At 60.9% G+C, this 18,342-nt stretch carries 16 protein-coding genes and 1 riboswitch; all 16 genes read right to left on the reverse strand.

Features of this window, described 5'->3' with window-relative positions; translation table 11 throughout:
- Positions 1–53 precede the first annotated feature (53 nt).
- Positions 54–1,211, reverse strand: coding sequence for a phosphoribosylglycinamide formyltransferase (purN, locus tag QWJ34_RS27150; RefSeq protein ID WP_368047191.1), 1,158 nt, complete (start codon positions 1,209–1,211; stop codon positions 54–56).
- On the reverse strand, positions 1,208–2,248 hold the full coding sequence (gene purM / locus QWJ34_RS25825; protein ID WP_302731973.1) for a phosphoribosylformylglycinamidine cyclo-ligase: 1,041 nt from the start codon (positions 2,246–2,248) through the stop codon (positions 1,208–1,210). The genes purN and purM overlap by 4 nt, the downstream gene beginning before the upstream one ends.
- A gap of 620 nt (positions 2,249–2,868) precedes the next feature.
- The gene (gene purF, locus QWJ34_RS25830; protein WP_302731974.1) at positions 2,869–4,344 is read right to left on the reverse strand and encodes an amidophosphoribosyltransferase; all 1,476 of its coding nucleotides are present in this window, start codon (positions 4,342–4,344) and stop codon (positions 2,869–2,871) included.
- The gene (gene purL, locus QWJ34_RS25835) at positions 4,329–6,590 is read right to left on the reverse strand and encodes a phosphoribosylformylglycinamidine synthase subunit PurL (protein ID WP_302731975.1); all 2,262 of its coding nucleotides are present in this window, start codon (positions 6,588–6,590) and stop codon (positions 4,329–4,331) included. Before purL ends, purF begins: the two co-directional genes overlap by 16 nt.
- Positions 6,568–7,257 (reverse strand): phosphoribosylformylglycinamidine synthase subunit PurQ, encoded by a 690-nt coding sequence (gene purQ, locus QWJ34_RS25840; protein ID WP_302731976.1) that lies wholly within the window; start codon positions 7,255–7,257, stop codon positions 6,568–6,570. The genes purL and purQ overlap by 23 nt, the downstream gene beginning before the upstream one ends.
- A gap of 5 nt (positions 7,258–7,262) precedes the next feature.
- Complete coding sequence (purS, locus tag QWJ34_RS25845) at positions 7,263–7,505, reverse strand: phosphoribosylformylglycinamidine synthase subunit PurS (RefSeq protein ID WP_018978120.1); 243 nt, start codon at positions 7,503–7,505, stop codon at positions 7,263–7,265.
- A 774-nt stretch (positions 7,506–8,279) separates the two neighbouring features.
- Positions 8,280–9,185 (reverse strand): phosphoribosylaminoimidazolesuccinocarboxamide synthase, encoded by a 906-nt coding sequence (locus tag QWJ34_RS25850; RefSeq protein WP_302731978.1) that lies wholly within the window; start codon positions 9,183–9,185, stop codon positions 8,280–8,282.
- Between the two features lie 36 nt (positions 9,186–9,221).
- Positions 9,222–10,520 (reverse strand): adenylosuccinate lyase, encoded by a 1,299-nt coding sequence (purB, locus tag QWJ34_RS25855; protein ID WP_302731979.1) that lies wholly within the window; start codon positions 10,518–10,520, stop codon positions 9,222–9,224.
- Between the two features lie 194 nt (positions 10,521–10,714).
- Complete coding sequence (gene purK, locus QWJ34_RS25860) at positions 10,715–12,088, reverse strand: 5-(carboxyamino)imidazole ribonucleotide synthase (protein WP_302731980.1); 1,374 nt, start codon at positions 12,086–12,088, stop codon at positions 10,715–10,717.
- A complete protein-coding gene (gene purE, locus QWJ34_RS25865) occupies positions 12,085–12,567 on the reverse strand; it encodes a 5-(carboxyamino)imidazole ribonucleotide mutase (RefSeq protein WP_302731981.1) in 483 nt (160 codons plus the stop codon). The genes purK and purE overlap by 4 nt, the downstream gene beginning before the upstream one ends.
- A gap of 295 nt (positions 12,568–12,862) precedes the next feature.
- Positions 12,863–12,964: riboswitch (purine riboswitch) on the reverse strand.
- 252 nt (positions 12,965–13,216) lie between these two features.
- The gene (locus QWJ34_RS25870) at positions 13,217–13,651 is read right to left on the reverse strand and encodes a universal stress protein (protein ID WP_302731982.1); all 435 of its coding nucleotides are present in this window, start codon (positions 13,649–13,651) and stop codon (positions 13,217–13,219) included.
- Between the two features lie 174 nt (positions 13,652–13,825).
- A complete protein-coding gene (locus QWJ34_RS25875) occupies positions 13,826–14,110 on the reverse strand; it encodes a DUF1294 domain-containing protein (protein ID WP_302731984.1) in 285 nt (94 codons plus the stop codon).
- 107 nt (positions 14,111–14,217) lie between these two features.
- A complete protein-coding gene (locus QWJ34_RS25880) occupies positions 14,218–14,820 on the reverse strand; it encodes a response regulator transcription factor (protein WP_302731985.1) in 603 nt (200 codons plus the stop codon).
- A complete protein-coding gene (locus tag QWJ34_RS25885; protein ID WP_302731987.1) occupies positions 14,817–16,013 on the reverse strand; it encodes a sensor histidine kinase in 1,197 nt (398 codons plus the stop codon). Before QWJ34_RS25885 ends, QWJ34_RS25880 begins: the two co-directional genes overlap by 4 nt.
- Positions 16,014–16,020: 7 nt before the next feature.
- The gene (locus tag QWJ34_RS25890; protein WP_302731989.1) at positions 16,021–16,758 is read right to left on the reverse strand and encodes an ABC transporter permease; all 738 of its coding nucleotides are present in this window, start codon (positions 16,756–16,758) and stop codon (positions 16,021–16,023) included.
- 1 nt (position 16,759) lies between these two features.
- Positions 16,760–17,692: an ABC transporter ATP-binding protein gene (locus tag QWJ34_RS25895; protein WP_302731991.1), complete on the reverse strand. Its 933-nt coding sequence runs from the start codon at positions 17,690–17,692 to the stop codon at positions 16,760–16,762.
- Between the last annotated feature and the right edge of the window lie 650 nt (positions 17,693–18,342).

Here is an 18,342-nt window from a genome sequence, read left to right on the forward strand (position 1 = left end):
GTAAAAAAGTCGGGCCCCGGATGAATCGTGTCGGGCCCGGCGGCCCGCTTCGTTCAAAACAGCCGGACCCGACGTCCTTCCAGCTTCACCCGTCCGGCCGCAAACCACGATACGACTTCCGGGTACAGCAGCCGTTCCTGCTCCTGGATACGCACTTGCAGCTCGATCGGCGTATCTTCCGCGAACACTTCGACCGCCCGCTGCGCGATAATCGGACCGGTGTCCATGCCGCCGTCCACGAAATGCACGGTCACGCCGCTGACGCGCACGCCGTGCTCCACCGCCTGTTTGGCCGCGTCCTTGCCCGGAAAAGACGGCAGCAGCGACGGATGGATATTGATCGTCTTTCCCAGCCACGGCTCGACGAGCACGCTCGTAATCAGCCGCATATAGCCGGCGAGCACGATCAGGTCGATCTTATGCCGGCCCAGTTCGGCCAGAATCTCCGTTTCGTACGCTTCGCGCGTTTCGTATTCTTTGGGGCTGAACGCGAATACCGGCACGCCCGATGCCCGGGCGCGCTCGACCACGGGCGCCGACGGCTTGTCGCAGACGAGCAGCGACACCTGCGCGCCGAGCTTTCCGGCGCGCGCCGCATCGAGCAGCGCCTGGAAATTGCTGCCCGCCCCGGATGCGAAGACCGCGATCCGGTAAGGCTGCCGCGGATCTTCGCCCTGCGGCAGCGCTTCTTCCAGCTCCAGGAGCTGGGCGGCCGGGTCGTCTTCGAGCCCGGCCGGATCGCCGGAGCCGTCGGGGTCGTAGACCGGCGGCTCCGGCAGGCCCGGCAGCGTCAGCGGCTCGGGCGCCGGACGGGAAGGCGCGGGAGCCGGCGTAGCGGGCTGCGGCGTCGGAGCCGGGACAGGTTCCGGCTCGAACGGCTGCGGCGCGGGGTCCGGCGCAAACGGCGACGGGATCGGCTCACCGGGCCGATCCGGACCGGGCACCGGGACCGCGGGAGCCGGGACCGGCACAGCCGGTTCGCGCGCCGGGTCGGGAGCCGCGGGCGGTTCCGCCGGAACGACCGGAGCCGGCTCATCCGGCAGCGCGGGCATCGGGCCCGGCTTCAGCGGGACTTCTTCGTCGGAAGCCGCCGGACTGCCGGCTGTCTGTCCGCCGGAAATCCCGGCGGCGTCTTCTCCTTCTACGGCAAGCTTTTCTTCCGCGATCGACCGCTGCTCTTCCGTCCGAATCTCTTTCTCGCCCCGACTCATTGCGCGCTTCCTTTGAACGTGACGATCTTCTCGCCTTCCGTCACGGCGCCGATCAGGTAAGCTTCTTCGCCCGCTTCTTTCAGCTTGCGCAGCGTTTCTTCTTTGTCGCCGTCGGCCACCACAAGCACCAGGCCCACGCCCATATTGAAGGTCGTGTACATATCGCGCTCGGAAATGCCGCCTTTTTCCTGCATCAGCTTGAAGATCGGCAGCACCGGCCATGTGCCGTGCTCAATCTCGACATTCACGCCTTCCGGCAGCATGCGCGGAATATTCTCGATAAAGCCGCCGCCCGTAATATGCGCCATGCCTTTGACTTCGACCGACTTCAGCAGCTCCAGCAGCGGCTTCACGTAGATCTTGGTCGGCTCCAGCAGAGCCGCGCCCAGCGTGCCGCCCAGCTCGGCCACTTCGTCGGTCAGCTTGTAGCCGTGCTGCTCCAGCAGCAGCTTGCGCACGAGCGAGAAGCCGTTGCTGTGCACGCCGCTCGAAGCCAGCCCGATCACCGCGTCGCCCGCCGAGATCGACTGGCCGCTGATAATCTTCTTTTTATCGACCACGCCGACCGTGAAGCCCGCGATATCGTACTCGCCTTCGGTGTACATATCCGGCATTTCCGCCGTTTCGCCGCCGATCAGCGCGCAGCCGGACTGCAAACAGCCTTCCGCGATCCCCGCGACGATATCTTCGATCTTCTCCGGCACCACTTTGCCCGTTGCCAGATAATCCAGGAAAAACAGCGGTTCCGCGCCCTGCACCACGATATCGTTGACGCACATCGCGACCGCGTCGATGCCGATCGTGTCGTGCTTATCCATCGCGAACGCGATCTTGAGCTTCGTGCCCACGCCGTCCGTACCGGAGACCAGCACCGGCTCTTCGTACGCGTCTTTGTTCAGCCCGAACAGCGCCCCGAACCCGCCCAGATCCGTCATCACTTCGGGCCGGAACGTTTTCTTGACGTGCTTCTTCATCCGCTCGACCGCTTCGTTCCCCGCCGCGATATCGACTCCGGCATTTTTGTAGGCTTCAGACACAACCGACACATCCTTTATCTTTAAATTAGGTTTGTGGGGGACGCTGGGTCGGCGCTCCGGGAGAAATTCGTTCAATGCGCTGTCTCACCCGAAAAATAGATTGAAGTTTTTTATTGGAATTTTCCGGATTCAAAGGCGCCTTTCACTGAATTTCCCCCTCCGCTTAGCAGCTTCCATACACATTTTAATTTCCAGATACAAGCGCCGCTTGCGTCTGGAATTTTTTGTAGTTGAAAGAACTTTTCGATTTCATCCGAAAAGAACAAACGAACAAACCAGATCCTGCTTTGCAGCCAAGCTCCGCTTAGGATCAGTTTAAGATCAAATACGGCTCGGCTTCTGCGAAGCGAGCCAAGACCTTCCGCCGGGCTTCGACGAGGCCGAACCCACAGCCCTTGACCCGCCCGCTTTTTCACCGAGGAGAAAAAGCAGCTTACCCGCCGCCCCACAATGCGTGCTGACGCAAGCGGAGGGTGGAGGAGCCTGGAGAAGCAGAGCGTTCGCCTTTGAAATCCGATTCCAACCTCTAAATGTTTAACTCCAATAAAAGGAATCGGATTGAAACAGCGATCGGAAGGCCCTCCACCCGGAGCGGCCTCCCACCAGCCCGCATCCCCCTCCTAACACCCGCAGCCGAATTTTTCCTCCCCGCCGAAGTCCACCTGCGTCGGATAGTCGTTATCGAAGCAGGCCATGCACAGCCCGCCTTTGTAAGCGCCCCGGTCCTCTCCGTCCACCGCCTCGATCAGCCCTTCGTAGCTGAGAAACGCCAGCGAATCCGCCCCGATCTCTTCGCGGATCTCGTCCACCGTCCGCGACGACGCGATCAGCTCCCGGCTGTCCGGCGTGTCGATCCCGTAGAAGCACGGGTTCTTGAACGGCGGCGACGTGATGCACACATGCACCTCGGTCGCGCCCGCTTCGCGCAGCAGGCTTACGATCCGGCGCGAAGTGGTTCCGCGCACGATCGAGTCGTCGATCATAACGACGCGTTTGCCTTCGACGACGCGGCGCACGGCGCTCAGCTTCATCTTCACGCCCTGCTCGCGCAGTTCCTGGCTCGGCTGGATAAAGGTCCGGCCGGTGTATTTGTTCTTAATCAGGCCGAGTTCGTACGGAATTCCTGTCTGCTCCGCGTAGCCGATCGCCGCCGAGATGCTGGAATCCGGCACGCCGGTGACGACGTCGGCGTCCACGAACTGCTCGCGCGCCAGCACGGCACCCATGCGCTTGCGGGCGGAGTGCAGATTCGAGCCGTTCATATCGCTGTCCGGCCGCGCGAAGTAGATATACTCCATCGCGCACAGCGCTTTGCGCGCCACCGGCGCGAACCGGTCTTCGTGCAGGCCGTCCCGATCCAGGATCAGCATCTCGCCCGGCCCGATATCGCGAACGGCTTTCGCACCGATCACTTCGAGCGCGCACGTCTCCGACGTGAAGATATACCCGTCGCCGAGCCTGCCCATCGTCAGCGGGCGCAGCCCGTTCGGATCGCAGGCGATCAGCAGCTTGTCGTGCGTCAGCAGCATGAAGGCGTAGCCGCCGACCATGCGCAGCAGCGCGTCTTTCGCCGCTTCGACGAAGTCTTTCGGCGAGCGGGCGATCAGGTGCGCGATCACTTCCGTGTCGCTCGTCGTCTGGAAGATCGAGCCGCTTTCTTCCAGCTCGCGCCGAAGCTGCGGCGCGTTGACGATATTGCCGTTGGTCGCGACGGCGAGATCGCCGCCTTTATATTTGAATATCAGCGGTTGGGCGTTGCCGATCCCGCCGCCTCCGCTCGTGGAATACCGTACATGTCCGATCGAGAAGCTGCCTTGAAGCCCGCCGAGCGTATCCTTGTCGAATACTTCCTTGACGAGTCCGAGGCCGCGGTGAACGTTGAACTTTTCCCCGGTGCTGACGCAAATCCCCGCGCTTTCCTCTCCCCGGTGCTGAAGTGCGTGCAGACCGTAGTAGGACAGGGCGGCGGCGTCCGGGTGTCCGTAGACCCCGAAGACGCCGCACTCCTCGCGCAGAGTATCGAACGGATCGATCTGATCCATTCCCTCGTTGTAGTAGTCCCCGGTCCACAACGGCTGCTTTACTTCATCAGACATGGAATCGCATCCTCCCAGACCTGCTTGAGTGTAACGATCTCTTCGCTTACGACTTCCTTTCCGTCCACGGTGATATGCAGCTGCACGCCCGACACGCGTCCGATCTTCGCCGCCGGCACGCCGTGCGCGGCAAGTCCGCTCAGCAGCGCGTCCGCATTCTCCGGCTTCGCCGACAGCAGGATGCGCGATTGGCTTTCGCTGAACAGCGCGAAGTCCGCCCGCAGGCCTTTTTCGCCGATCTCGCCCGTATGCACGCTGACCTGCGCGCCGAGTCCGCCGCCGATGCAGCTTTCCGCCAGCGCGACCGCGAGGCCGCCGTCCGACAGATCGTGCGCCGAACGCACAAGGCCGCTCTGGATCGCTTCCAGCACGCCGCCCAGCAGTTTCTTTTCGACTGCCAGATCGAGCTGCGGAGGACGGCCTTCCGTTACGCCGTGAATCACCTGCTGGAACTCGGTTCCGCCGATTTCCGCTTTGGTCACGCCGGTCAGGATCAGGATATCGCCTTCGCTTTTAAAATGCTGCGTGGTGATATGATCCGTATCGTGTACCAGGCCGACCATGCCCACGACCGGGGTCGGGTAGATCGCGCCTCTGGCGTTTTCGTTGTACAGGCTGACGTTGCCGCCGATCACCGGCGTATCCAGTTCCCGGCACGCTTCCGCCATGCCGTCGACCGCTTTTTCCATCTGCCAGAAGATTTCCGGCTTCTCTGGGCTGCCGAAGTTCAGGTTGTCCGTGATCGCCAGCGGCTCCGCGCCGGAGCAGACGATATTGCGCGCCGCTTCGCTGACCGCGATGCGTCCGCCGACTTCAGGATCGAGATATACGAAGCGCCCGCTGCAGTCCGTCGTCATCGCCAGCGCTTTACGCGTGCCGTCGATCGTCACGACCGCCGCGTCCGAGCCCGGACGCACCGCCGTATTGGTCCGCACCATATAATCGTACTGCTCGTATACCCAGGCTTTGCTCGCCACGCTCGGCGAACCCAGCACCTTTTTCAAAGCGCCGCCCAGATCCGTAACTTCGTTGTAAGCGGTCGTATCGACCGAAGCGTTTTTCGCGTAATAAGCCGGTTCGCTCGAAGGTTTGTCGTAGATCGGGCATTCGTCGACCAGCGCGTGCACCGGCATATCGCCGACCACTTCGCCGTGATGCAGCAGTTTCAGACGCCCGTCGTCCGTTACTTTGCCGACCTTCGCGCAGATGACGCCCCAACGCTCGAAGATTTCCAGCGCCTGCGCTTCGTCTTTCGGTTCCACGACGAACAGCATGCGCTCCTGGGATTCCGACAGCATCATTTCGTACGCCGTCATACCTTCTTCGCGCTGCGGCACCTGGTCGAGATACAGTTCCAGACCGTTGCCCGCTTTGCTCGCCATTTCCGAACTGGAGCAGGTCAAGCCCGCCGCGCCCATATCCTGAATGCCGACCACGATGCCGCTGTCGATCAGTTCCAGGCAAGATTCCATAACCAGCTTTTCCATAAACGGATCGCCGACCTGAACCGCCGTTTTGCGTTCCTGCGATTCTTCCGTCAGTTCTTCCGAAGCGAACGTCGCCCCGTGGATGCCGTCGCGTCCCGTCGGAGGGCCGACGTAGAACACCGGGTTGCCGATGCCTTTCGCCACGCCGCGCTGGATCTTGTCGTGATCGATCAGGCCGACGCACATCGCGTTAACGAGCGGATTGCCTTCGTAGCTCTCGTCGAACACCACTTCGCCGCCAACCGTCGGGATGCCGATACAGTTGCCGTAGCCCGCGATGCCGCTGACCACGTGCTCGAACAGGTATTTGACGCGGTCGCTTTCCAGCTTGCCGAAACGCAGCGAGTTCAGCGACGCGATCGGACGCGCGCCCATCGAGAAGATGTCGCGAATGATGCCGCCCACGCCCGTCGCCGCGCCCTGGAACGGCTCGACCGCCGAAGGGTGGTTGTGGCTTTCGATCTTGAACACGACCGCCTGGTTGTCGCCGATATCGACGATGCCCGCGCCTTCGCCCGGTCCCATCAGCACGCGCGGGCCCGTGACCGGGAATTTGCGCAGCAGCGGCTTGGAATTCTTGTACGCGCAGTGCTCGGACCACATTACGCTGAAAACGCCGATTTCCGTATAGTTCGGTTTACGGCCGAGAAAACCGCAGATGAGCTCGAACTCGCTGTCCGATACACCCATCTGTTTGTAAATTTGCTGATCCGCGATTTGCTCCGCCGTCGGTTCCTTAACGGACATTTGCTGCGTCATGTTGTTCCCTCCAAGCTTTCAGAATCGATGTAAACATTTTCTGCCCGTCCGTCGTGCCCAGAACTTCGTTGACCGCGCGCTCCGGGTGCGGCATCATGCCGAGCACGTTGCCCGCTTTGTTCGCGATGCCCGCGATATCGTCCACCGAACCGTTCGGATTGCTTTTGTAGCGGAAAACGATCTGGTTGTTCGCGCGCAGTTCTTCCAGCGTTTCTTCGTCGCAGTAGTAGTTGCCTTCGCCGTGCGCGATCGGGATGACGATCTCTTCGCCGGCTTCGTAGTCGCGCGTAAACGGCGTAGCGCCGTTTTCCACCTTGAGCACCGTGTCGCGGCACGCGAACTTCATCGACATGTTGCGGCGCAGCGCGCCCGGGAGCAGTCCGGCTTCGGTCAGGATCTGGAAACCGTTGCAGATGCCGAGCACGAACTTGCCTTCTTCCGCCGCTTTCGCCACTTCGTTCATGACCGGGGCAAAACGCGAGATCGCGCCGCAGCGCAGATAATCGCCGTACGAGAACCCGCCCGGAACGAGAATGCAGTCGTAAGCGGACAGGTCGGTCGCGGTGTGCCAGACGTAATCGACGGGCTCGCCGAGCACGTTTTCCACCGCTTTGTAACAGTCGATATCGCAGTTGGAACCGGGGAATACGAGGACTGCAAATTTCATGGCGCTTAACCCTCCAGTTCGTAGCGGTAGTCTTCGACGACCGTGTTGGCCAGCAGCTTTTCGCACATCGATTTGACGCGTCCTTCGGCTTCTTCCTTGTTCACGTCGCCGAGTTCGAGCTCCATATACTTGCCGATGCGCAGACTTTCCACTTCGTTGAAACCGAGCGAGTGCAGCGCGCCCTGGACGGCCACCCCCTGCGGATCGAGTACGCTTTGCTTGATGGTCACATAGACTTTGGCTTTCATGGATATCCTCCTGGATCAGCCGCTTCCCGCGCGCCCTTTTCTTGTTGGGTTAAGGGCGTCGATGGCGGGAATTCGGCTGTTTAGTAGTGGTGGGGTTGTGCGGCGAGCCGCTTTCGTCCCTACGGGACACGCTTGGACGACGGGTGCAGGGATTAATTTGCCGGAGTTGACGGTAAATCCGGGACCGGGCCGGCGGCTCCGGCTCCGGTTCGGAAGCTGCGCCGAATTGCCGCGCGGCGTTCGGCGCCGGTTCGGGCTCTGCGCCGCAATCCGGCGCGGCTGCATCGGCTGTGCCGCTTTTTCGGCGGCGCAGCTCCGCGTGCAGCACGCAGCCGTCGGCTGCGGCGCTTTTTCGCCGGCTACGTTGCCTTTTAGGCAACGTAGAGGAGCAGAATCCCGCCTCCGGCAGACCACGTTGCTTTTTATGCAACGTACAGCGCCGCCGGAGCTCTTTTCCGCTCCGATAAGGCTCCTACGCTGCCTTTTCGTCAACGTAGCTCCGCCGCCGGCGCTTTTTCGCCGGCCACGTTGCTTTTTAAGCAACGTAGAGGAGCAAAACCCCGCCGCCGGCAGACCACGTTGCTTTTTATGCAACGTACAGCGCCGCCGGAGCTCTTTTCCGCTCCGATAAGGCTTCTACGCTGCCTTTTCGTCAACGTAGCTCCGCCGCCGGCGCTTTTTCGGCGGCCACGTTGCTTTTTAAGCAACGCAGCCGGATAACGTCCGTCCGGCACGGGCCAATCCGAAAAAGCGAACCGTCATTTTAACGGCAGACTATAATCCGAGCAGGCTTTTGCCGGTCAGCCGCTCGTAGATGCCGAGGTAGCGCTTCGTCGTTTCTTCGACGACGTCCGCCGGAAGCGGATCGGGCGCGCTGTTTTTGTCCCAGTCGGTGCCGGACAGGTAAGCGCGCACGGGCTCTTTGTCCATGCTGTCGATCTCGATATCGAGCGCGTACTTGTCCTCCGCCCAGAAGCGCGAGGAGTCCGGCGTGAAGATCTCGTCGATCAGGATCACCCGGCCGTCGACCAGGCCGAATTCGAATTTGCAGTCGGCGAGGATGATGCCTTTTTCGGCGCACGCTTTGCGGGCGAATTCGTACAGATCCAGACTTTTGCTTTGCAGCTCCGCCGCCAGTTCCGCGCCGACCAGTTCTTCCATTTTCGCAAACGGAATATCTTCGTCGTGGCCGACATCGTTTTTCGCGGCCGGGGTGAAGATCGGCTGCGGGAGCGGCGAATTCTTGCGCAGTCCGGCGGGAAGACCGATGCCGTTGACGGCGCCGCCCGCTTCGTACTGACGCCATCCGCCGCCGGTGATATAGCCGCGCACGACGCACTCGATATCGATCCGCTCCGCTTTGCGCGTGACCATGATGCGGTTCTTCAGCGCCAGCGGATCTTTGGCGACCGCGCCGAGCTTCAATACGTCCGTGTGGACGACATGGTTCTCGATCAGATCGTCCGTTTGCTCGAACCAGTAGGCGCTGAGGCTGTTCAGCACATCGCCTTTGTACGGGATGGCCGGATCGAGCACATAGTCGAATGCGGAGATCCGGTCGGTCACGACGATCAGGTAATGCTCGCCGAGATCGTACAGCTCGCGCACTTTTCCTTTATACAGCAGCGGCGCGTCCACCAGATGTTCGGCGGTGGACAGGGCCTGCGAAGATACGAACATAAATACTTTCCCCCTTAACCATGAAGTGCCCGGTATCTATTCGTTCAGACCCAGCTTCGCGAAGATCGTATCGACATGCTTCAAATGCCAGGCCGGGTTGAACGCGTCTTCGATCTCGTCCGCGCTCAACACGTCGGTGATCGCCGGACTTGCCAGTACGATTTCCTTGAAGCTGCGCTGTTCTTCCCACGCCTGCATCGCGCGCGGCTGCACGGTGTCGTACGCCGTTTCGCGGCTCATGCCGGAGTCGATCAGCTTGGTCAGGATGCGGCCGGAGAACGGCACGCCGTACGTCCGCTCCATATTGCGCTTCATATTTTCCGGGAATACCGTCAGGTTCTTAATGATGTTGCCGAACCGGTTCAGCATGTAGTTGAGCAGCATCGTCGCGTCCGGCAGGATCACGCGTTCCGCGGACGAGTGCGAGATATCGCGTTCGTGCCACAATCCGACGTTTTCGTAAGCCGTAATCATATGTCCGCGAATCACGCGCGACAGGCCGGAGATATTCTCGCTGCCGATCGGGTTACGTTTGTGCGGCATCGCCGACGAACCTTTTTGGCCTTTGGCGAATGCTTCTTCCACTTCGCGGAACTCGCTTTTCTGGAGCGCGCGCACTTCGACGGCGAACTTGTCGAGCGACGTCGCGATCAGGGCGAGCGCCGACATATACTCGGCGTGGCGGTCGCGCTGAAGCGTCTGGGTCGAGATCGGAGCGGCTTTCGTGCCGAGCTTGCCGCAGACGATTTCTTCCACGCGCGGGTCGATATTGGCGTAGGTACCGACCGCGCCGGACATTTTGCCGTACTGGACGCCGTCGGCCGCATGGCGGAAACGCTCCAGGTTGCGCTTCATTTCCTCGTGCCACAGCGCCATTTTGAGGCCGAACGTGGTCGGTTCCGCGTGCACGCCGTGCGTGCGGCCCATCATCGGCGTCGATTTGTAAGCGATCGCTTTGTCCTTGAGGATCTCGATAAAGTTCAGGATATCGCGTTCGAGGATAGTGTTGGCCTGCAGCAGCAGGTAGCCGAGCGCCGTGTCCACGACGTCCGTCGAAGTCAGGCCGTAGTGCACCCATTTGCGCTCGTCGCCGAGGCTTTCGGATACTGCGCGGGTAAACGCGATCACGTCGTGACGGGTTTCCTGCTCGATTTCGTAAATGCGGTCGATATCGAAAGTCGCGTTCTCGCGGATTTTCTTGACGTCTTCCGCCGGGATCGCGCCCAGCTCCACCCACGCTTCGCAGGCGCAAATTTCCACTTCCAGCCAAGCTTTGAATTTGTTTTCCTCGCTCCAGATACTGCGCATTTCCGGTCTGCTGTAACGTTCGATCATAAGGGGTATAGCCTCCAGGTTAAAAGTTTAAGGTGCTCCGACAGCGGGCTTATCGGGCCTTCTTCCATTATATATGTTGTCGAGATCGGGCATATAAAAGTACAAAAGTACAGGCGCCGATTGCAAGCTGCACAATATGCAATATTTCAAACCGAAAACCGGCCCGGGCGATATTCCGACAGGCGGCATTTCGTTTACTCCGCCGGCCAGATGCCGGCCGATTCGATCCATGCCAGCGCGTCGGCGGTATCGCCGCAGAGCAGATTGATATGGCCCATCTTGCGGCCGGTCTTGGCCTCGGCTTTGCCGTACAGGTGGAACTTGGGCCGCACGGCTTCGGTGCCGAGGCTCTCCGGCGACAGCATCAGCTTCGTCGTGCCCTCCAGGTGCTCGCCGAGCACATTGACCATCACGACCGGCGTCCGCAGTTCGGGACTGCCGAGCGGCAGGCCGCAGATCGCGCGCACATGCTGCTCGAACTGCGAAGTCGTGCAGGCTTCCATCGTGTAGTGGCCCGAATTATGCGGCCGCGGCGCGACTTCGTTGACGTACAGGCGGCCGTCCTGGCCGTAGAACATCTCGACGGCCAGCAGCCCGACCGCGCCGAGCGATTCCGCGATGCGCGCGGCGAGCCGCTCCGCTTCGGCGAGCACGTCCGCCGGCACGCGGGCCGGCACGATCGAAGCGTGCAGGATGCCGCGGCGGTGAATATTTTCCGCCGGCGGGAACGTGCTCGTCTCGCCCAGCGAACTGCGCGCGGCGATGACCGAGATCTCGCATCGGAACGCGATAAACTGCTCCAGCACCAGCTCCGCGCCCGAAGCGGACAGCTCGCCGTAGGCCCGCGCCGCCTCGTGCGCGGCGTGAATCACGAACTGCCCTTTGCCGTCGTAGCCTCCGGTCGCGGTCTTCAGCACGCACGGCGTGCCCAGACGCGCGATCGCCGCGTCCAATTCCGCTTCGCTCCCGATCGCCGCGTAAGGGGCGACCGTCGCCCCCGCCGCCTCCAGCGCCGCCTTCTCGCGCAGGCGGTGCTGGGTCGTGTAGAGCAGCCGGCTGCCCTGCGGCACATACGACCGCTCTTCGAGCAGAGCGGCGACTTCCGCGTCCACGTTCTCGAACTCGTACGTGATCACGTCCGTCCGCGCGGCCAGCTCCGCCGCGGCGGCCTTGTCCGAGTAGGCGGCGACGATCTGCGCCGCCACCTGCCCGCTCGGCCCTTCGGGCGCCGGGTCCAGCGCCACGAAGCGGTACCCCAGCGGCGCTCCGGCCAGCGCCATCATGCGGCCGAGCTGACCGCCGCCCAGCACCCCGATCGCCGCTCCCGGCGCGATCACGCGCGCCGCGCCGCTTGCCGCCGGCGCGCCTTGTTCGCTGCGCTCCGCGGGCTGTGCCGCTTGTCCTGCGGCTCCAGGACCGGCTGTTCCGGCCTCGCCGCCCACTCCTGCGCTCTTCGCCGCTTCGCCTTGCTCCGCCGCGGCCCGCTGCGCCGCCGCTTGTCCCGCTCCCGCCTGCCCGGCCGGCTCCGCGCCAATTCCCGCTTCCATTCCGCGCTTCGCTTCGCTCATGGCAGCTCCGCCTCCAGCACCTCGCGCTCGATTCTCGCGCGGCGGGCCGCGACGCGGTCAAGCACCGCGTCGTCGGAAGCGCCGACGATCTGCGCCGCAAGCAATCCGGCGTTGGTCGCGCCGGCTTTGCCGATCGCCACCGTGGCGACCGGCACGCCGCCCGGCATCTGCACGATCGACAAGAGCGAGTCCAATCCGTTCAGCGCGGCCGACTGGACCGGCACGCCGATGACCGGCAGCGGCGTCTTCGCCGCGACCATGCCCGGCAGATGCGCCGCGCCGCCCGCGCCGGCGATAATGACTTTGAAGCCGCGTTCGCGCGCTTCTTCCGCGTATCGGAACATCAGGTCCGGCGTCCGGTGGGCCGAGACCACTTTTTTCTCGTACGGAATTTCGAGTTCGTCCAGCATCCGGCAAGCATGCTGCATCGTTTCCCAATCGGATGTACTGCCCATAATGACCGCTACCTGCAAAGACATGGTTCACACTCCATTTGTTCGTTTTTCGGCAGCTGCGCGAATCTTGAACGAAGCGCGCAGGCCGTAAATAACAGAAAAGTCCGGCATTCCGCAGAATCTTGCGATCTTCGGGAATCCGGACACGGAAAGCAACGAATCGGCGAAGCGGGATTTCTCCCGTCCGGACGCGCGGGAACGACAATTCCGCGCTCGTTTGGGGCGGATTCTCGCTCGGGAACGGCGGCCGGCCCGAAGCCGGGCATGCCGGCGGCAGGAAACGGCGCAGCGCCGGCGTTGTCCGCCGCGCTCCGCGCATCAGCCTTTCGTTTGCTTCCGTAGTCCGGAAATTTACGGCTCCCGGGTAGATACTGCCGGGCCTTATCCCCGGCTTTATACGGCACGCTATTCAGCTTGAACTTTCGGTCGATGCACTGTCGATTTTCGGAGCGCGATTGGCACGCGTCCGACTTCCGTTTCAGTTTACCAATTCCGTACACGTCATGTCAAATTAAAACCGTACATTACAAAACGGTAAAATCCGAATGTTCGTCTTTTAACTCGATCCTGACAAAAAAGACCGGAAACGCAGCGCGTCTCCGGCCTTTTCTTTATTCGCCGCCTTGCTTAAAATTTGCGATTCCCTGCGTTAAGAGGCGGCGATCCGAACTTTTTACTTGACGATCAGCACCGGAATCTCCGAATGCTGCACGACGTTGTGGCTGACGCTGCCGAGCACGAACTCGCGAATCGCGCCCAGTCCCCGGCTGCCGATTACGATAACGTCCGCGCCGAGTTCTTTGGCATATTCGAGAATCAGCACCGCCGGCGCTCCCTGACGCATCTCGATGCGCGCTTCCACGCCCGCTTCGGCGATGCGGCGGCGCGCTTCTTCCACCGTCTGCTCCGCCAGATCAAAGAATTCCTTGTTCACGCTGCCCGGCACGGGCGCGATCCCGTCGCCGACGAAGAAACGCGGATAGTCGTAAATATGCAGCACTTCAAGCGCCGCTCCCGGCGTGGCCTGAGCCAGCCCGATCGCGCGTTCGAGCGCTTTATTGGATGCGTTGGAACCGTCGTAAGCCAGCAGAATTTTGGAGAACAGCATAACAAGCACCTCTTTCTTCGCTTTCGGATTCGGACCGGTCCGGCGGCCGGATGGTTCAGCTTTCGCCGGATGTCCGTTCATAGTCTCTATTACCCGCGCGAAACGGCACCTCAAACGTCCTTGCTTGGCTTGCTCCGGCGATTGTCTTAAGCTGCTTTAAACAGTCGAGCGCCGCTACAGCAGCGTAAACAAATATCCGTACACCGCGATATTGACGAGCAGCAGCAGCGGAACGCCGAAGCGGAACGAGTTGTGCTGCGTTTTGTGCCTTTTCGTGCTCATCGCCGTCCAGATTCCGAGCGCCCCGCCAATCGCGGCCAGCAGAAACAGCGTCCGTTCCGGCACGCGCCGTTTACGTTTTTGCGCTTTGCGTTTGTCGCCGGCCATCACCGCGTAAGCGGCGATATTGAGCGCGACCAGCCAGGCGGCGAGCAGCAGCGCTCCCGTTGCGATCTCCATCCGTTTTTCCCCATTCCCGTTTCCGTTTCTTCTTCCAAAAATCCCAAATCAAAAAATCCGGCACCGGCGGCTCCGGGCGCGAAGCCGTTCGCGATTGGAACCCGCCTTCAGATCCATCCTTTTTCCTCCGCCAGCCTGACCGCTTCGATCCGGCTTTTGACCTGGAGTTTGCTCAGCGTTTCCGAAATATAATTGCGCACCGTGCCGTACGACAAATGCAGCGCGGCCGCGATCTCGCCGGCGCTGCTGCCTTCCGCCGCCAGCCGCAAAATATCCCGCTCCCGCTGCGTCAGCGGATTTTCTTCGCGCAGGCTGCCGAATACAAGTTCCGGGGATACCTCGCGGTGCCCCTGCATCACGCGGCGGATCGATTCGGCCAGTTTCTCGACCGGCTCGTCTTTGAGCAGATAACCGCGAATCCCCGCCTCCACGCCGCGTTCGAAATATCCCGGCCGCGCAAAAGTCGTCAGGATCACCACTTTGCATGCCGCCCCCTCCGCCCGAAGGCGCTCCGCCACATCCAGTCCGCTCAGCTTCGGCATTTCGATATCCATCAGGCAGACGTCCGGTTTCAGCGTCTCGATCCGCTCCAGCGCTTCCTCGCCGTCCCCCGCTTCGCCGGCCACTTCGATATCGTCTTCCAAACTCAGCAGCGACGACATCGCGCCCCTGAGCAGACGCTGGTCTTCCGCAATCACGATCCGGATCATCCGCTTACGCCTCCTTGTTGATTTTTGACCACGATCGGCACGTTGACCGTGAGCCTCATCCCGCCGCCTTCGCGCGGAGTCAGCCGCAGCATGCCTTCAATCAGCGCCAGGCGTTCGCGCATCCCTTTCAGTCCGTTGCCGCCGCCCGTCGCTTCAAGTCCGCTGTCCGATGGCCGAAGCGGCGCATCGTTCGAAGCCCGCGGCTCTGCGTATTCAAGTCCAATTCCGTCGTCTTCGATCCGCAGTTCAACCTCCGAATCGCTTCGGCTCACCGTCACGGTGCACCTATTCGCCCGGCTGTGCTTGACGATATTCGTGACCGCTTCTTTCAGGCACAGGCTCAATATATTCTGCGTCAGGTCCGGCACGCCTTGAAGCTCCGTTTCGCCTTCGACGTTCAGCGCGATTTCCGCCGTCCGCAGCATTTCCCGCGCTTCGATCAGCTCCTCGCCGATCTTGACCGAGCGCATTTCCGAGACCAGCTCGCGCATCTGCCGCAGCGCGGCGCGCGAAGTCTCCTGGATTTCCCGCGCTTCCGTTTGGGCGCGCTCCGGATTTTTAAGCGCAAGTTTTTCGACAAGCTGGCTTTTGAGCGTAATAAGCGACAGCGTGTGGCCGAGCGTATCGTGCAGATCGCGCGCGATCCGCATGCGTTCGTCCCTTTTCATCAACTCGCCGATCTGCGCATTGGCCGCATCGAGCTGACGCCGCAGTTCCATCTGGCGGTTCAGCGAACGCAGCCCGTACGGAATCAGCAGCAAAATGACGACAATCGGCACCAGGGAAATCAGATCCGTGGCGATCAGTCCATGGAGATTCAGCAGAATACTTACGCCCATCGCCGCGCCGGACAGCAGAACGAACCGCTTGAACGTTCTGCCGTCGTCGATCCACCCGATAAAGTTCGCCGTAAAAAAGCCCAGATACAAATTATACAGTCCGCCCAATCCGCTCAGCGCCACGATGATCAGTATCATGACAAGCAGCAGCGCATGGTAGCCTTTGCCCACCGGCGTCCAGTACAACTGCCGATGAACGATCAGGAACAGCGCCACCAGCGCATACCCGGCGATCTGCACAATATCGGGCTTTCCCTGCACGCTGAGAATCGGAAAGATCAGATACAGCAGAAAGATATAAGGAAACATCCCGAATCTTTTGGGCAGCCGAAACCAGGACCCGATTGTTTTCATTTCCCGCTTACACCGCTTCCTGTTTTTTTCTCACATATCCCGATAGTATCATAAAAGCGACCAGGTAGCCGAGCAGAATTGCAATCGAAACCGGCGAAGGAGCCGTTCCGCCGGCGATCGACCAGGCGCCCTGACCGTAGTTGTACGCGGGCAGCCATCTGCCGATCTGACGGACCGCATCCGGCATCATATCGAGCGGAATCCACAGTCCGCCCAGCACCGCAAGTCCCATGTACAAAATGTAGCCGATGCCGTTTGCCGTATCCACTTTGCGCATGCACCCGAGCAGCGAGCCCAGCGCGAGAAACGGCAGCGACGCAAGCGAGATCCACAGCCCGGCCGAGATCCACTCCGCCGCGCTCAGCGATACGCCGTTAATCAGATAACCCGCGGCAAAAATAACGGCGACCGACAGCAGGTTCAGCAGCATCTGCGCGATCATTTTGCCGGCGACGTACACGGCTCCGCGCAGCGGGGTGACCCGGATAAAGACCGACCAGCCCTGCGTCCGCTCCTGCACCAGTCTGAGGCCGAACGTCATGACGGACGTGCCCATCACGCTGAATGCGGCCATCGACATCAGGTAGTGCATCTGCCATTCGGACGCGTCCGGCATATCGCTGTTCAGCAGCCGGGTGAAGATAAAGTAGAACACGATCGGCATTGTCAGTGACCAGAAAATAAAATACGGGTTGCGCGCCATCCGCAGACTCTCCGCTTTGCTTTGCAGCCATAAACTCTTCATCTTATACCGCCTCCGTATTGTCGTTGTCCACCGTTCCCGTCAGCTGCTCGAACGCTTCGTCCAGCCGGCCGCGATCGATCCGCAGTTCCCGGATGTCGAGCCCGGACCGGATTACCGCTTTGACGACCGCGTCGGTATCCGAAGTTGCGACCACCGTGCGCCCTTCGCGTTCTTGAATATCCGTTTCGACGCCGAGCCGGCCGAGCACGGTTTGCAGTTCGCTTCGCCAGCGCGGCTCTTCTGCGGCGGTGCGGAACGAGACGGTCTGCTTCACCAGCGTGCGCTTGATCTCTTCCGGCGTGCCGTCGGCGATCAGGCTGCCCCGGTCGAACAGCAGGATACGCCCGGCCTCGCGGTCCGCTTCTTCGAGATAATGGGTGGAAAAAAGGATCGTTTTGCCGCTTTCGGCCAATTGGCGAATATTGTCCCAGAATCTGCGGCGCGCCGATGTATCCAGCCCCACGGTCGGTTCGTCGAAAAACAGCACATCCGGATCGCCGGCCATCGCCAGCGCGAAGCCGAGACTGCGTTTCTGCCCGCCGGACAACTTTTCCCCGTACCGGTTCAGCTCGTTCTTGCCGAATCCCGTCAGCCCGATCAGAAAATCGCGGTCCGCCGGGGAACTATAGTAGCCGCGAAACAAATCGATCAGCTCGCGCGACTTGAGCCCGTCCATCACGCCGACTTCTTGGAGCATGACGCCGATCCGGTCCCGCACCGCGCGGTCTTTGGGCGATCCGCCCAGCAGCTTCACGCTGCCCTCGCTCGGTTCCAGCAGCCCCAGCATCATGGACAGGGTGGTCGTTTTGCCCGCTCCGTTCGGTCCGAGCAGCGCGGTGATCGTGCCTTTCTGAATGGTAAAGCCGACGTTGTCGACCGCTTTTTTGCCGCGGAACGTTTTGCCGACATTTTTCAATTCGATTACGCTTGTCATGTTTATCTCCTCCGATAAGATAGGGTCCGTCTTGCTTATGGACTTATCTTACCGGGGAAAAGAAAAAGGCGTCAGGGTGGACTGTCAGGGAGTTGGGGTGACAAATGTCAGGGGGGAGAGAGGCCGCCGGTTTTCCGATCTGCGCTCCGCTTGGTTCCTTCCCCCTCGATTGAAATAAAAGCCGGTAAGGTAGGGGGAAGGAATCCAAAGTCGCTCCGATCGCAAAACCGGCGGCCGCAGGGGGGCGGGCGGGAGGGAAGTCCAGTGCGGAAGGGCAGAAATCTTGTTTCTGGTTTCTTCTTCGGGCTCGTGCTTAGCACGGCTCGGCGGGGCAAAGATTAGGGATTCGGAGGCATAACCTGGCGGTTATTGTCCGAATGTAAAAAGGCTTAGAGGCACGATTTACTTTCGGAAGCATACGCCGATAGCGTTGGCCTTTGAAATTGGGAAGATTTCACTGAAATCCTAATCCTTCTTTCCGATTTCAACACGCGACCTAAAGTCTTTCGAAGAAAGACACAGATTGTCGGGAAAGGGCTGGAGAAATAAAGCAATCGGCGGACGAACCTAAAATAGCTGCGTATAGCGTTACTACTTAGGTCCTCTCTATCGTCATTCTATAAAAAAAGGATTTTTCAACCCGAATCTTG

The organism is Saccharibacillus sp. CPCC 101409, assembly GCF_030518235.1.
Lineage (GTDB): Bacteria > Bacillota > Bacilli > Paenibacillales > Paenibacillaceae > Saccharibacillus.